Below are 13,998 nucleotides of genomic sequence, written 5' to 3' on the forward strand. Positions count from 1 at the left end.
ACACTTTGTTGCGACTTCAGGCTGTGCCAGTCGCCGCGATCATCGCCTGCCATACGGCCAGTCCATCGACCGTGTCTCTGACATCGTGGACGCGAACCACCGAGGCACCACGCTCTACAGCCAGTACAGCCGCAACCACGCTGGCAGACATACGTTCGACTGGAGCCGCTCGTCCGGTGACAGCACCCAGCGACGACTTGCGAGACCAACCCACGAGCCAAGGGTACGGCAGTTGACCCAATGCGGATTGCTCCGCCAGAAGTTCAAAGTTCTGCTGCACCGACTTGCCAAAACCAATGCCGGGGTCCAGCACGATCCGCTCTCGGCGCACGCCTTTGGCCCCCAATGAAGCGGCCCGATCGCCAAGGAATTGCAGTACTGGAGCCAGCACACGTCCTTCCATGGGCGCGACCTGCATCGTCTGAGGATCGCGATGCATGTGCATCAGGCAGACTCCGCAACGGGGATGGGCCGCCACGACGTCAACGGCACCGGCCCGCCGCAGTGCCCAGATGTCGTTCACGATGTCTGCCCCAAGGTCCAACACCGATTGCATGACTTCCGGCTTATAGGTATCCACCGATACCGGCACCCCCAGTTTCACCGCTTCCCGCACGACAGGAATGACCCGTTCGAGCTCGGCCTCCAGAGGAACTGCTGGGCTGCCCGGCCGGGTCGACTCCCCTCCGATGTCGAGGATGTGAGCTCCCTCCTTGAGCACCTGCTCGCAATGCCTCAGTGCCGAAGAGGTGCTGTCGTGCTGTCCCCCATCGGAAAATGAGTCAGGGGTCACGTTAATGATGGCCATGACCTTGGGCACATCCAGGTCGATGACGAAGCGGGAGGTGATCCACTGCATTGAAGGCTCGCTGAACGAAAACGGGGCCCAAGGGGCCCCGCAAAAAACAAATTGGCAGAAACCGCTGTTCAGGCAGCTGTCGGAGCCGTGTCCGTGGTCACGGCAGGCGTCCCCCCACTGCCACCGCCTCCCACAGAGGGGTTTCGCGGCGTCCAGTCCTTGGGTGGGCGCGGAGGCTTGCCAGCCATGATGTCGTCGATCTGGTCGGCATCAATGGTTTCCCACTCCAGCAAGGCCGTCGCCATGGCGTGCATCTTGTCGCTGTGCTCCTCGATGAGGTCACGCGCCAGCTTGTACTGGGCATCGATGATGCGGCGTACCTCGGCATCCACCTTCTGCATGGTCTGCTCACTCATGTTGGTGGTCTTGGTGACCGAACGGCCCAGGAACACCTCGCCCTCGTTTTCAGCGTAGACCATCGGGCCCAACGCGTCGGTCATGCCGTAGCGCATCACCATGTCGCGGGCGATTGAGGTGGCACGCTCGAAGTCGTTGGAAGCGCCCGTGGTCATCTGGTTCATGAACACCTCCTCCGCGATGCGGCCACCGAACAGCATGCTGATCTGGTTCAGCATGTAGTCCTTGTCGTAGCTGTAGCGGTCCTGCGCCGGCAGGCTCATGGTCACACCCAGTGCCCGGCCGCGCGGGATGATCGTGACCTTGTGCACCGGATCACACTTGGGCAGCAGCTTGCCAATCAGGGCATGCCCAGCTTCGTGATAAGCCGTGTTCTTGCGCTCCTCCTCGGGCATCACCATGCTCTTGCGCTCGGGACCCATGAATATCTTGTCCTTGGCCTTCTCGAAGTCCTGCATCTCGACCACGCGCGCGTTGCGGCGGGCGGCCATCAGGGCGGCCTCGTTGCAGAGGTTGGCCAGGTCGGCACCGCTCATGCCGGGCGTGCCACGTGCGATCACGCTGGCGTTCACGTCGGTGCCCAGCGGAACCTTGCGCATGTGCACGTTCAGGATCTGCTCGCGACCACGGATGTCGGGCAGCGTCACGTAGACCTGCCGGTCGAAACGGCCCGGGCGCAGCAGGGCGGCGTCCAGGATGTCCGGACGGTTGGTGGCTGCGACCACGATAACGCCCAAATTGGTCTCGAAACCATCCATCTCGACCAGCATCTGGTTCAACGTCTGCTCGCGCTCATCGTTGCCACCACCCAGGCCAGCACCACGCTGACGACCGACGGCGTCGATTTCGTCGATGAAGATGATGCAGGGGGCATTCTTCTTGGCGTTCTCGAACATGTCGCGCACGCGGGCAGCACCCACGCCGACAAACATTTCAACAAAGTCAGAGCCCGAGATGCTGAAAAAGGGCACCTTGGCTTCGCCGGCAATGCCTTTGGCCAGCAGTGTCTTGCCGGTGCCCGGAGGACCGACCAGCAACAGCCCGCGCGGAATGCGGCCGCCCAGCTTCTGGAATTTCTGGGGGTCCTTCAGGAAGTCCACAACCTCCTTGACCTCTTCCTTGGCTTCGTCGCACCCTGCAACGTCGGCAAAAGTCACGGTGTTGTTGTTTTCGTCGAGCATGCGGGCCTTGCTCTTGCCAAAGCTGAAGGCACCACCTTTGCCACCGCCCTGCATCTGGCGCATGAAGTAGATCCACACGCCGATCAGCAGCAGCATCGGCCCCCAGCTGACCAGCAGGGTCATCAGCAACGAGCCTTCTTCGCGCGGACGCACGTCGAACTTGACGTTGTTGTTGATCAGGTCACCCACCAGACCGCGGTCAAGGTAGGTGGCGGTGGTGCGGATGCGCCGGTCATCGTGAGTGACCGCCACGATTTCGGTACCGCCCTGGCCCTCCTGGATGGTGGCCTGCTTGATCTGCTGTGCCTTCACCTGATCCAGAAACTCGGAATAGCCGACATAACCGGCCCCGGCCGTCGCGCGGCCATCGAATTGCTTGAAGACGGTGAAAAGCACCATGGCGATCACCATCCACACGGCAATCTTCGAGAACCACTGGTTGTTCAAGGTCGGCTCCTGACTAGAACGGATACAGGCATGTTGAGGCCATTTTAGGTGTTTCAAGCCATCAGGGACTTGACATTTAGGGAGGCAACGCCAATGAAATGGTTAGTATTTATTGATCAACTCGGGCTTTTCAGACCCATGCCCACCAAAAAGGTTTCAGAGGACTTGTCCCTTGACGCCTTGGGCTTGAAGGGCTTGACGACCTTGAATGTCTTGCGGAACAGAGCCACCAAGGGGTCGTAAGCCCCGCCATGGAACAGCTTGGCGACCAGGGCACCATCGGGCTTGAGGTGCTGACTGGCGAAGTCCACCGCAAGGCCAACCAGATCCTCGATGCGCGCGGCGTCTGCCGACCCGATGCCCGAGAGATTCGGCGCCATGTCGGACACCACGACATCGACCGCCTTCACCCCACGGTCGGCCAGTGCCTGCTCCAGCGCGGCCAGTACTTCGCTCTCGCGAAAGTCGCCCTGGATGAAGCGCACGCCTTCGACGGGTTCCATGGGCAGCAGGTCCAGCGCGATGATCTGTCCGTGCAACTCGCCGACAGCGGCGCCACCCGGGCTCAGGCGCCGGCGCACATACTGGCTCCAGGCGCCGGGCGCCGAACCCAGATCGACCACCACGTCACCCGGGCGTATAAGCCCCAGGGTTTCGTCGATCTCCTTGAGCTTGTAGGCCGCCCGTGCCCGGTAACCCTCTTTCTGGGCCAGACGCACATACGGATCGTTGACGTGCTCGTTCAGCCACGCCTTGTTGACCTTCTTGCTCTGAGTCTTGACTTTCATGCCCATGGCGAAACCGGGGCTGTGAGCCGCCGCTGTGTAAACGATAATTGTCCCATGCCCCAGATCCAACTCACGCCCGCACAGCGCAAGGTGCACCGCGCCGAGGCGCACCATCTCGATCCCGTCGTTCTCGTTGGCGGAGACGGACTGACCGCCGCCGTCAAAAAGGAGGTGGACGCAGCGCTCAAGGCCCACGGCCTGATCAAGATCCGAGTGTTCAGCGACGACCGCCCATCCCGCGAGGCCATGCTCCAGACGCTGGCCGACGAGCTGGAGGCAGCCCCCATCCAGCATATCGGTAAGCTGCTGGTACTGTGGCGCCCGGTTCCGGAGAAGCAGAAAGTGGCCGATGAAGACCGCATGCCCGGGCCACGCGATGTGAAGGTGCTCAAGTTCAGCAAGCGCGGAGGCCAGAAGCCCGAAGTCAAGGTGGTTCGGGTGCTGGGCAACCAGCGACTGACTCCCGGCGGCCAGGTCAAGCGCGCCAAGGTGCTCAAGAAGAGCATCAAGAAAAGCGCCCGCTGAGCCGGTGTTCCGGGTTCCAGCCGCCCAGGCCATTGAACTTTCTGTCCCGAGCCCCTACTGAGTTGCATGAACACCGTCGCTGACAACCCACTGCTCGATTTCTCCGCACTGCCGCGGTTCGATGCCATCGCCCCTTCCCACGTGGCGCCCGCCATCGATGCCCTGTTGAAGGAAGCCGATGCCGCCCTGGAGAACGTCACGGCGCCGGAGTTTCCTGCGGACTGGAGCGCCTTGTCTGCCCGGCTCGACGTGTCCACCGAGCGACTGTCGCGCGCCTGGGGTGCAGTCGGACACCTCAACAGCGTGGCCGACACACCCGAGTTGCGGGCTGCCTACAACGAAGCGCTGCCCCGCGTGACGGAATTCTGGACGCGGCTGGGTGCCGACGAGCGTCTGTATGCCAAGTACAAGGCCATGGACGTCTCCCGGTTGAACCCTGAGCAGGCACAGGCCCACCGCAACGCCATGCGTGGATTCGTTCTGGGCGGTGCCGAGTTGCAAGGAGAGGCCAAGCAGCGGTTCGCCTGGCTGCAGGAACGACAGGCCGAACTCGCCCAGAAGTTCAGCGAAAACGCACTGGACGCCACCGACTCTTTCAGTCTGTACGTGTCACCAGAAGACCTCGAAGGGGTGCCGGCGGATGTGCAGCAGGCCACGCGCGCGGCGGCCCAGGCAGACGGCCAGGCCGATCACAAACTCACCCTCAAGATGCCCTGCTACCTGCCTGTGATGCAGTTTGCCCGCAGCAGCGCTTTGCGGGAAAAGCTCTACCGCGCCTACGTGACGCGCGCCAGCGACCAGGCCGAGGGCGACGCCACCCGCTTCGACAACACGACCATCATGGCCGAGCTGCTGGCGCTGCGCCACGAGGAGGCCCAGTTGCTGGGACATCGCCACTTCGCCGATGTCTCACTGGTGCCTAAGATGGCGGAATCGCCCGAACAGGTGATCGGTTTCCTGCGCGATCTGGCCCGCAAGGCCCGCCCGTACGCCGAGCAGGATGTGAAGGATTTGCGGGAGTTCGCCGCCCAGGAACTGGGGATCAGCGATCCACAGCCCTGGGACTGGCCCTACATCGGCGAAAAGCTCAAGGAAGCCCGTTACGCCTTCAGCGACCAGGAGATCAAGCCCTACTTCACCGCGCCCAAGGTGCTGGCGGGCCTTTTCCAGATCGTCGAAACCTTGTTCGAGGTGAGCATCCGCCGGGACATCGCCCCGGTCTGGCACCCGCTGGTGGAGTTCTACCGCATCGAACGCCGGACTGCGACCGGACCCGAACTTGTCGGCCAGTTCTACCTCGACCCCGCGGCCCGCAACGGCAAACGCGGTGGCGCCTGGATGGACGATGTGCGGGCCCGCTGGCTGCGACCGGACGACGGCAGCGTGCAGACGCCCGTGGCGCACCTGGTCTGCAACTTCGCCGAAGGCGTCGAGGTCAATGGAGTCCGGCAGCCCCCCCTGCTCACGCACGACGACGTGATCACCTTGTTCCACGAGTTCGGTCACGGCCTTCACCACATGCTCACGCGTGTCAACGAACGCGACGTGTCTGGCATCAGCGGTGTCGAATGGGACGCGGTCGAACTGCCCAGCCAGTTCATGGAGAATTTCTGCTGGGAATGGGACGTTCTCAAGCACATGACGTCGCACGTGGACACCGGTGCACCCCTTCCGCGCGACCTGTTCGACAAGATGCTGGCGGCCAAAAACTTCCAGAGCGGGCTGCAGACGCTGCGCCAAGTCGAGTTCTCCCTGTTCGACATGCTGCTGCACAGCCAGCCTGCCCCCGTGTCAAGCGGCGAGGACATCCTGGCGCTGCTGTCGCAGGTCCGCGATGAGGTCGCGGTGCTGCAGCCACCGCCCTACAGCCGCACGCCGCACACCTTCAGCCACATCTTTGCAGGCGGCTATTCCGCTGGGTACTACAGCTACAAGTGGGCGGAGGTGCTCTCGGCCGACGCCTACTCGGCCTTCGAGGAAGCTGCGCGCGCCAGTGGTCACAGCACGCTGGACGTGGCCACGGGCCGCCGCTACCGTGAAGCCATTCTCGAGGCGGGAGGAAGCCGCCCGGCCATGGAGTCGTTCAAGGCCTTCCGCGGCCGCGAACCCGGCCTGGATGCGCTGCTGCGCCACCAGGGCATGGCCTGACCCGCCTTCATCCGATCTCTTCCGAGGACAAACGACATGCGCTCCTTCTGCCGCCACTCGATCTTCTCTGTATCGAAGCTCGCTCCCGCAGTCGCACTCGCAGGCATGCTGGTCGCTCCGCTTGCTTCTGCCCAAGGCGTCTACCGGATCGTGGGGCCTGATGGCAAAGTCACCTATTCCGACCAGCCACCACCGGCTGCGACCAACGCCCGCCCAGTCGACGGGGCCAGCTCAGCGGGATCGGCCGCACCCACGCTGCCGGTTGAGGTTCGTCAGGCAGCGAGCCGCTATCCCGTGACCCTCTACACCGGCGCCGACTGCTCGCCCTGCGACAGTGGCCGCAACTTCCTGAGCACGCGGGGCATTCCCTTTGCTGAAAAAACCGTCAACAGCAGCGACGACGTGGCCGCCTTCAAGCGACTGAGCGGCGCCACCAGCCTGCCGCTGCTGACCGTCGGAGGACAACAGCTCAAGGGCTATTCGGCCACCGAGTGGGGCCAGTACCTGGATGCGGCCGGCTACCCGAAAAAGTCGGTGCTGCCCCCCAGCTACCGTCGCGAAGCAGCCACCCCGCTGGTCGAGGCCAAACCGGCTGCGGCGCCCGCCACCAGAACGCCCGCCGGTCAACCCGCTGCCGATACACCCGCGGAAGTCCCGGTGACGCCGCCGGCCAGCAATCCCAGCGGCATCCGCTTCTGAGAAACCGGGGGCAGTCGCCCTCTGGCCCCGCTGCTGGTCAGAACGTCAGTGTGCGCACCCCGCCCGGGGTACCGAGCAGGCACACGCTGGCTTTCTGGTGGGCAAAAACCCCCACGGTCACGACGCCAGGCCACTGGTTGACCTCGCTCTCGAAAGCCAGCGGATCGCTGATCTTCAAACCGGTGACATCCAGGATGTGCTGACCGTTGTCGGTCACCAGGGGCTGGCCATCCTTGATGCGCAGCCTGGCGGAACCGCCCAGCCCGTCAAACTGGCGAGCCAGACGGGCAGCCGCCATCGGAATCACCTCGACCGGCAGCGGGAAAGCCCCCAGCACCGGCACCATCTTGGACTCGTCGGCGATGCAGACGAAGCGCCTGGACATCGCGGCCACGATCTTCTCGCGCGTCAGTGCGGCACCGCCGCCCTTGACCATGTAGCCTTTTGCGTCGATCTCGTCGGCACCATCGATGTAGACCGAAAGCCCCTCGACTGCGGACGCCTCCAGCACAGGAATGCCCAGCGCCTTGAGGCGGGCGGTTGAAGCTTCCGAACTGGATACCGCTCCGGGAATGCTGCCTTTGATGGCAGCCAGCGCATCAATGAACTTGTTGACCGTTGAGCCGGTGCCGACACCGACCACTTCACCCGGGGTCACGTACTGAAGGGCGGCCTGGCCGACCAGGGCTTTGAGTTCGTCTTGGGTCATTTGAGAGAATCAGGGTTTACGCGAATTTGTTGATTATCCGATGTCACTTCTGCCCTACGCGCTCACCCGCCCGCTTCTCTTCGGTCTGGACCCTGAAACTGCGCACGAGTTGACGCTCGACAACATCGCGCGCTTCCAGCACTCGCCCCTGAGCTGCCTCTGGAGCGAGTCGCGCATCGACGACCCGGTGACGGTGGCCGGCCTGAGATTCCCGAACCGTGTGGGTCTGGCCGCCGGACTGGACAAGAACGCACGCTGCATCGACGGGCTGTCGGCCATGGGCTTCGGCTTTGTGGAGGTCGGCACCGTCACCCCCAAGGGCCAGCCGGGCAACCCCAGGCCGCGCTTGTTCCGCATCCCCGAACGCAACGCGCTGATCAACCGGCTGGGCTTCAACAACGAAGGACTGATTGCCTTTGTGACCAATGTGCAGAAAGCGCGGTTTCGCAGCAAAGGTGGCACATCGCCCATGCTGCTGGGACTGAACATCGGCAAAAACGCCGCCACTCCCATCGAGCAGGCCACCAGCGACTACCTCACCTGTCTCGATGGCGTGTACCCGCACGCCGACTACGTGACGGTCAACATTTCGAGCCCCAACACCAAGAACCTGCGCAGCCTGCAGAGCGACGAGGCTCTGGATGCCTTGCTGGGCGCGGTCATGGAACGGCGCGAGCTGCTCGCACAGCGCTATGGCAAGCAAGCGCCGGTGTTCCTGAAGATTGCGCCCGATCTGGACGAGACGCAGATCGGGGTGATCGCAGCCACCCTTCTGCGCTACGGCAGCGACACCGCAGGCCAGCCCAACCAGCGGCTGGGCGTGATCGCAACCAACACCACGCTCAGCCGCGATGCGGTGGCGGGGCTGGCCCATGCCGAAGAGGCTGGCGGACTCTCGGGAGCACCGGTGCTGGCGGCCAGCAACAGGGTCATCCGGTTGCTGCGCGGTTCGCTGGGCGAGGGGTTTCCCATCATCGGTGTGGGCGGCGTGCTCAGCGGCGACGATGCCGTCAGCAAGGTGCGGGCGGGCGCGGATCTGGTGCAGATCTACACCGGTCTGATCTACAAGGGGTCCGCCCTGGTGCGCGAGGCCGCGCAGGCCCTCAAGGAAGCCCGCTGATCAGCGCAACAGGCTGACCACCCGCTCGGCAATCGCCAGGCAGCTGGTCAGGCCCGGCGACTCGATACCGAACAGGTTGACCAGGCCGGGCAGGCCATGCACGGCCGGCCCGTCGATGCGGAAATCCGCCGCGGGCTCGTCGGGTCCGCTGATCTTGGGCCGCATGCCCGCATAGCCCGGCTGTAGGGCACCGTCCGGCAGTTCGGGCCAGTATTTGCGCACCTCGGCATAAAAGGCATCGCCTCGCGCCGGGTCCACCACCAGATCCTCAGGATCGTCGGTCCACTGAACGTCGGGACCGAACTTCGCCTGCCCGCCCAGGTCGATGGTGAGGTGGACGCCCAGCCCGGCCAGGTGTTGCGCCGGCTCGGGCGCCGGGTAGATCAATCGCTCGAACGGTGAACGCCCGGCCGCGAGCGTGAAGTAGTTGCCTTTGGCGTACCTCGCGCGAGGCACATGCACGCGGTCCAGCCCGGTCGTCCGCGACGCCACGGCACAGGCGTCGAGACCGGCGGCATTCACCACCGTTGTCGCCTGAAGTTCTGTGCCATCGGCGGTCCGGACCACGAACTGCCCACCGGTCGCAGCGACTTCGTCAACGACGCTGTGACAGACCACCATACCACCCGCATTTTCCAGATCGCCTTGCAGCGCGAGCATCAACCCGTGGCTGTCGACAATGCCCGTAGAGGGCGACAGCAAGGCCGCCGCACAGTGCAGGCGACTCTCCAGCGCGCGGGCTTCGTCGGCGCCGAGCAACACAAGATCGTCCACACCGTTGGCGCGCGCCCTGGCCATGATGTCCGGCAAACCGGCGACCTGAGAAGGCGTATGGGCAACGATCAGCTTGCCGCAACGGCGATGGGCAATGCCTCGCTCCAAGCAGTATGCGTACAGCTGCGCACGTCCCCGCACGCACAGTTGCGCCTTGAGCGAGCCTGTCGGGTAGTAGATCCCGGCATGGATGACTTCGCTGTTGCGAGAGCTTGTGCCCATGCCGATACCCGCTTCACGCTCGAGCACCAGCACCTCGCGCCCGGACAGCGCCAGCGCCCGGGCCACCGCCAGCCCAACCACGCCGGCGCCGATCACCAACACATCCACCTGGTCCATGGCCCGTCTCCATCGGCTGCCAAAAAGAAAAAGCCCCGAGCGTTCGCTCGGGGCTTTGACTGGTGGGCGGTGCAGGGTTCGAACCTGCGACCCCTGCCGTGTGAAGGCAGTGCTCTACCACTGAGCTAACCGCCCGAAAATCTTGCCTGACTTGTCATCAGATCCGATTGTTCGGAAGCCTCGCATTATAGCCTGATATTTTCCATTTTCCGACGACCGCCCAAAATCAGACAGCGGGAGCGAGTTGGCGCCACAGGGTTTTGCCTTTGCAGGCCTTGTCGATATCCGCGAGCACGGCGTCATGGGCAGCCGCTTCCTGCTCGTTGGCGGTCAGCACCGGCAGCTCCAAGCGGCTCAGGTCGACCTGCACCAGCTCTTCCCCAAGGCTCACCTCGGTCGGGATGCCCTCTTCAACAATCAGGGCATCCTGGCCCCGAGTCATGTTGATGTAGACATCGGCCAGCAGTTCGGCATCGAGCAAGGCCCCGTGCAGCGTGCGGCTGGAGTTGTCCACGCCCAGGCGGTCGCACAACGCATCCAGGCCATTGCGCTTGCCCGGAAACATCTCCTTGGCCATCACCAGGGTGTCGATCACCCCGTCGATGTAGGCCTTGATCGGCTTGCGGCCCAGCCGCTCCAGCTCCTTGTTGAGGAAGGAGATGTCGAACGGCGCGTTGTGGATGATCAGCTCGGCGCCAGAGAGGTAGTCCAGGATCTCGTCGGCCAGTTGCGCGAACTTGGGCTTGTCACGCAAAAACTCGTTGCTGATGCCGTGCACCTTGAGCGCGTCCTCGTGGCTGTCGCGCTCGGGGTTGATGTAGTGGTGCAGGTTGTTGCCGGTGAGTTTGCGATTGAGCAGCTCGACACAGCCGATTTCGATGATGCGATCACCGTTCTCCGCCGACAGGCCGGTGGTTTCGGTGTCGAGAACGATCTGTCTCATCAGTGGTTCTCTTTGGCGTGGTTGATCGAGTACTTCGGAATCTCGATCGTCACATCCTGCTGCGCCAGGATGGCCTGGCAGGACAGGCGGGAGTTGGGCTCCAGACCCCAGGCGCGGTCGAGCAGATCTTCTTCGGCTTCATCGAGCTCGCCCAGGCTGTTGAAGCCTTCGCGCACCACCACGTGGCAGGTGGTGCAAGCGCAGCTCATGTCGCAGGCGTGCTCGATCTTGATGTCGTTGTCCAGCAGCGCTTCGCAGATCGACGTGCCGGGGGGCGCGCTGACGCTGGCGCCCTGCGGGCAGTACTCGGGGTGCGGGAGGATCTTGATCGTGGGCATGGGTTCAGACTTCTTCGACTTTGCGGCCGGCCAGAGCTTGCTGGATACCTCGGTTCATGCGCTGGGCCGCAAAGGCTTCGGTGCCCTTGGCCAGCGCCTGCGTGGCGGCTTCGATGTCGGCGGCGCTGCCGTCGGCCGAAACTGCCGCCAGCGTATTGATCAGGGTGTCGATGGCATCGCGTTCAGCCACGTCCAGCAGGTCGCCATCGGCGGCGAGCGCGCTGCGGGTGGCGGCGATCATGCGGTCGGCATCCACGCGCGCCTCAACCAGCGCCCGCGCAGCCATGTCCTGTTGGGCGGTGTTGAAGCTGTCCTGCAGCATGGCAGCGATCTGTTCGTCCGACAGGCCGTAGGCCGGCTTGACGTCGATCTTCGCCTCGACACCACTGCCCTGCTCTTTCGCACTGACCGACAGCAGGCCATCGGCATCGACGGTGAAGGTCACGCGGATGCGCGCCGCACCGGCCGCCATGGGCGGGATGCCGCGCAGCGTGAAGCGCGCCAGGCTTCGGCAGTCGGCCACCAGATCGCGCTCGCCCTGCACCACGTGCAGCGCCAGCGCGGTCTGACCATCCTGGTAGGTGGTGAAGTCCTGGGCACGGGCGGTGGGAATGGTGCTGTTGCGCGGCACGATGCGTTCGACCAGCCCACCCATGGTCTCGATGCCCAGCGACAGCGGGATCACATCCAGCAGCAGCAGGTCACCGTCCTGGCTGTTGCCGGCCAGCGCGTTGGCCTGGATGGCGGCACCCAGCGCCACCACCTCGTCCGGGTTGAGGTTGGTCAGCGGCTCGCGGCCGAAGAACTCGCCCACAGCGCGGCGGACCACCGGCATGCGGGTCGAGCCCCCCACCATCACCACGCCCTGCACCTCGTCCCGGGTCACGCCTGCGTCGCGAAGCACCTTGCGCACAGCGGTCATGGTGCGGGCCGTCAGCTCTGCGGTGCAGGCTTCGAAATCTTCTTGCCGCACGGCCTGTTCGACAGCGATCCCTTCAATCTCGGCGCGGAAGATCACTTCGGCATGCGCCGAGAGCTGCTCCTTCACGCGCCGAGCCTCGCGATGCAATGCGGCGCGTTCGGCCGCATCCGCCGCGGGGCCGAGGCCGGCCTGCTGCAGCACCCAGGAGGCCAGCGCCTGGTCATAGTCGTCACCACCGAGAGCCGAATCACCACCGGTGGCCATGACCTCGAACACGCCGCGTGTCAGTCGCAAGATGGAGATGTCGAAGGTGCCGCCACCCAGGTCGTAGATGGCGTAGACGCCCTCGCTGCCGTTGTCCAGTCCGTAAGCAATGGCGGCAGCGGTCGGTTCGTTGATCAGCCGCAGCACATTGATGCCGGCGAGCTGGGCCGCGTCCTTGGTGGCCTGGCGTTGGGCGTCGTCGAAGTACGCCGGCACGGTGATCACCGCGCCGAACAGTTCATCGTCGAAGCTGTCCTCGGCGCGGAACCGCAGCGTGGCGAGGATCTCCGCGCTCACCTCCATCGGGGTCTTGCGCCCGGCCACGGTCTCGACCACGGCCATGCCGTTGTCGTCGACCACGGCGTAGGACAGCTTGTCCACGTCGACCACCTGATCGCGGCGACGGCCCATCAGTCGCTTGACCGAACTGACCGTGTTGGCCGGATCACCAATTTGCGCGGCCAGCGCATCAAACCCGATCTGACGCCCTGCACCTCCGGTTTGAGGGTCGAGGTAGCGCACCACGCTGGGCAGGATGACTCGGCCATCCAGCGCGGGCAGGCATTCGGCCACGCCATGCCGGACCGCTGCGACCAGCGAGTGTGTGGTGCCCAGGTCAATGCCCACCGCCACACGTCGCTGGTGCGGGTCGAGGGACTGACCGGGCTCGGAGATCTGCAGGAGTGCCATGGACGGAAGAGAAAAAACGGGAATGAAACCAGCGCAACCCGCTATTGTCCCAGCTGTTCGAGACGGCTCTCGACGTCGCGCGCAAAACGCTCAATGAACATGAGGGCTCTGACCTGCCCGGCCAGTGCGGGCCAGTCGTGCTGCACGTCGGCGGTCTGCTGCAGTTGCGCCAGCATGCGCTTTCGTGCAGAGGCCACCTCATCGGCGAGATCCTCGACCACAGCGGCAGAAGCCGCCTCTTCCAGCGCTTCACGCCATTCCATCTGCTGCATGAGAAAGGCAGGAGGCATGGCGGTGTTGTTCTCCGCCTGGACGGGAGCCCCGTGCAACTCGCACAGGTAGGCCGCGCGCTGCAGCGGGTCCTTCAGGCGCTGGTAAGCCTCGTTGATGCGCACGGACCACTGCATCGCCTGCCGCTGGGTCTGGGCGTCGGCCGCAGCGTGCCGGTCGGGGTGCACCTCGCGCTGCAAGGCCTTCCAGCGTTCGTCCAGAACGGCGCGGTCCAGTGAGTAGGCCGGTGGAAGCTCAAAGAGTTCGAAGTCGTTGGATTGCAGGTTCATTTCCGGGATTAGACCCGGAAACTTTCACCGCAGCCGCAGCGGTCGCGCTCGTTCGGGTTGTGGAACTTGAAGCCTTCGTTCAGGCCCTCGCGCACGAAGTCCAGCTGCGTGCCATCAATGTAAGGCATGCTCTTGGGGTCCACCAGCACCTTGACGCCGTTTTCCTCGAACACCACGTCCTCTGGAGCGATCTCGTCGGCGTACTCCAGCTTGTAGGCCAGGCCAGAACAACCGGTGGTCTTGACGCCCAGGCGCACGCCCACGCCCTTGCCCCGTTTGGCGAGGTAACGGGTGACGTGACGGGCCGCGGCTTCAGAAATCGTGACGGACATGGC

14 protein-coding genes and 1 tRNA gene are annotated in these 13,998 nt (G+C 64.2%); 4 read left to right on the plus strand and 11 right to left on the minus strand.

The annotated features are described in order from the left end of the window. Nucleotides 1-16: 16 nt before the first annotated feature. The 3 genes from folP to HPS01S_RS03725 all read right to left on the minus strand — a co-directional run bounded on the left by folP (nucleotide 17) and on the right by HPS01S_RS03725 (nucleotide 3,632). On the minus strand, nucleotides 17-859 hold the full coding sequence (gene folP / locus HPS01S_RS03715) for a dihydropteroate synthase (RefSeq protein WP_066151370.1): 843 nt from the start codon (nucleotides 857-859) through the stop codon (nucleotides 17-19). A gap of 68 nt (nucleotides 860-927) precedes the next feature. Beyond that, the gene (gene ftsH, locus HPS01S_RS03720) at nucleotides 928-2,844 is read right to left on the minus strand and encodes an ATP-dependent zinc metalloprotease FtsH (RefSeq protein WP_066151372.1); all 1,917 of its coding nucleotides are present in this window, start codon (nucleotides 2,842-2,844) and stop codon (nucleotides 928-930) included. 116 nt (nucleotides 2,845-2,960) lie between these two features. Then, nucleotides 2,961-3,632: an RlmE family RNA methyltransferase gene (locus HPS01S_RS03725; protein ID WP_066151794.1), complete on the minus strand. Its 672-nt coding sequence runs from the start codon at nucleotides 3,630-3,632 to the stop codon at nucleotides 2,961-2,963. Between the two features lie 54 nt (nucleotides 3,633-3,686). Between HPS01S_RS03725 and HPS01S_RS03730 the strand changes: the two genes are divergently transcribed. The 3 genes from HPS01S_RS03730 (at nucleotide 3,687) to HPS01S_RS03740 (ending at nucleotide 7,004) form a co-directional block, all read left to right on the plus strand. Then, entirely contained in the window at nucleotides 3,687-4,157 is a 471-nt protein-coding gene (locus tag HPS01S_RS03730) for a YhbY family RNA-binding protein (protein ID WP_066151374.1), read from the plus strand. 66 nt (nucleotides 4,158-4,223) lie between these two features. Beyond that, on the plus strand, nucleotides 4,224-6,305 hold the full coding sequence (locus tag HPS01S_RS03735) for a M3 family metallopeptidase (protein ID WP_066151376.1): 2,082 nt from the start codon (nucleotides 4,224-4,226) through the stop codon (nucleotides 6,303-6,305). Nucleotides 6,306-6,341: 36 nt separating this feature from the next. Further along, complete coding sequence (locus HPS01S_RS03740; protein WP_066151378.1) at nucleotides 6,342-7,004, plus strand: glutaredoxin family protein; 663 nt, start codon at nucleotides 6,342-6,344, stop codon at nucleotides 7,002-7,004. Nucleotides 7,005-7,041: 37 nt separating this feature from the next. Here HPS01S_RS03740 and rpiA read toward each other — a convergent pair whose 3' ends face one another. Continuing rightward, nucleotides 7,042-7,713: a ribose-5-phosphate isomerase RpiA gene (rpiA, locus tag HPS01S_RS03745; protein ID WP_066151381.1), complete on the minus strand. Its 672-nt coding sequence runs from the start codon at nucleotides 7,711-7,713 to the stop codon at nucleotides 7,042-7,044. A 40-nt stretch (nucleotides 7,714-7,753) separates the two neighbouring features. Between rpiA and HPS01S_RS03750 the strand changes: the two genes are divergently transcribed. Then, entirely contained in the window at nucleotides 7,754-8,833 is a 1,080-nt protein-coding gene (locus tag HPS01S_RS03750; protein WP_066151383.1) for a quinone-dependent dihydroorotate dehydrogenase, read from the plus strand. Here HPS01S_RS03750 and HPS01S_RS03755 read toward each other — a convergent pair whose 3' ends face one another. The 7 genes from HPS01S_RS03755 to iscA all read right to left on the minus strand — a co-directional run bounded on the left by HPS01S_RS03755 (nucleotide 8,834) and on the right by iscA (nucleotide 13,995). Further along, entirely contained in the window at nucleotides 8,834-9,946 is a 1,113-nt protein-coding gene (locus tag HPS01S_RS03755) for an NAD(P)/FAD-dependent oxidoreductase (protein WP_066151386.1), read from the minus strand. Nucleotides 9,947-10,006: 60 nt separating this feature from the next. Then, nucleotides 10,007-10,081 (minus strand) — tRNA-Val (locus HPS01S_RS03760). A gap of 91 nt (nucleotides 10,082-10,172) precedes the next feature. Then, a complete protein-coding gene (dnaQ, locus tag HPS01S_RS03765) occupies nucleotides 10,173-10,889 on the minus strand; it encodes a DNA polymerase III subunit epsilon (protein WP_174545228.1) in 717 nt (238 codons plus the stop codon). Further along, complete coding sequence (fdx, locus tag HPS01S_RS03770) at nucleotides 10,889-11,227, minus strand: ISC system 2Fe-2S type ferredoxin (RefSeq protein WP_066151390.1); 339 nt, start codon at nucleotides 11,225-11,227, stop codon at nucleotides 10,889-10,891. The genes dnaQ and fdx overlap by 1 nt, the downstream gene beginning before the upstream one ends. A gap of 4 nt (nucleotides 11,228-11,231) precedes the next feature. Then, nucleotides 11,232-13,103, minus strand: coding sequence for a Fe-S protein assembly chaperone HscA (gene hscA / locus HPS01S_RS03775; RefSeq protein WP_066151394.1), 1,872 nt, complete (start codon nucleotides 13,101-13,103; stop codon nucleotides 11,232-11,234). A gap of 41 nt (nucleotides 13,104-13,144) precedes the next feature. Continuing rightward, complete coding sequence (hscB, locus tag HPS01S_RS03780) at nucleotides 13,145-13,663, minus strand: Fe-S protein assembly co-chaperone HscB (protein ID WP_066151397.1); 519 nt, start codon at nucleotides 13,661-13,663, stop codon at nucleotides 13,145-13,147. A gap of 8 nt (nucleotides 13,664-13,671) precedes the next feature. Beyond that, nucleotides 13,672-13,995 carry an iron-sulfur cluster assembly protein IscA gene (iscA, locus tag HPS01S_RS03785; RefSeq protein WP_066151399.1) on the minus strand — a complete coding sequence of 108 codons (324 nt, stop codon included), beginning with the start codon at nucleotides 13,993-13,995 and terminating at the stop codon, nucleotides 13,672-13,674. Nucleotides 13,996-13,998 lie beyond the last annotated feature (3 nt).

It is taken from the genome of Hydrogenophaga pseudoflava NBRC 102511 (genome assembly GCF_001592285.1).
GTDB classification, from domain to species: domain Bacteria; phylum Pseudomonadota; class Gammaproteobacteria; order Burkholderiales; family Burkholderiaceae_C; genus Hydrogenophaga; species Hydrogenophaga pseudoflava.

Excerpts from the sequence above, each read along its gene's own strand:
- folP (WP_066151370.1), bottom strand. The coding sequence starts at position 859 with ATGCAGTGGATCACCTCCCGCTTCGTCATCGACCTGGATGTGCCCAAG.
- HPS01S_RS03725 (WP_066151794.1), bottom strand. The coding sequence starts at position 3,632 with ATGAAAGTCAAGACTCAGAGCAAGAAGGTCAACAAGGCGTGGCTGAAC.
- HPS01S_RS03730 (WP_066151374.1), top strand. The coding sequence starts at position 3,687 with ATGCCCCAGATCCAACTCACGCCCGCACAGCGCAAGGTGCACCGCGCC.
- HPS01S_RS03735 (WP_066151376.1), top strand. The coding sequence starts at position 4,224 with ATGAACACCGTCGCTGACAACCCACTGCTCGATTTCTCCGCACTGCCG.
- HPS01S_RS03740 (WP_066151378.1), top strand. The coding sequence starts at position 6,342 with ATGCGCTCCTTCTGCCGCCACTCGATCTTCTCTGTATCGAAGCTCGCT.
- rpiA (WP_066151381.1), bottom strand. The coding sequence starts at position 7,713 with ATGACCCAAGACGAACTCAAAGCCCTGGTCGGCCAGGCCGCCCTTCAG.
- HPS01S_RS03750 (WP_066151383.1), top strand. The coding sequence starts at position 7,754 with ATGTCACTTCTGCCCTACGCGCTCACCCGCCCGCTTCTCTTCGGTCTG.
- HPS01S_RS03755 (WP_066151386.1), bottom strand. The coding sequence starts at position 9,946 with ATGGACCAGGTGGATGTGTTGGTGATCGGCGCCGGCGTGGTTGGGCTG.
- dnaQ (WP_174545228.1), bottom strand. The coding sequence starts at position 10,889 with ATGAGACAGATCGTTCTCGACACCGAAACCACCGGCCTGTCGGCGGAG.
- fdx (WP_066151390.1), bottom strand. The coding sequence starts at position 11,227 with ATGCCCACGATCAAGATCCTCCCGCACCCCGAGTACTGCCCGCAGGGC.
- hscA (WP_066151394.1), bottom strand. The coding sequence starts at position 13,103 with ATGGCACTCCTGCAGATCTCCGAGCCCGGTCAGTCCCTCGACCCGCAC.
- hscB (WP_066151397.1), bottom strand. The coding sequence starts at position 13,663 with ATGAACCTGCAATCCAACGACTTCGAACTCTTTGAGCTTCCACCGGCC.
- iscA (WP_066151399.1), bottom strand. The coding sequence starts at position 13,995 with ATGTCCGTCACGATTTCTGAAGCCGCGGCCCGTCACGTCACCCGTTAC.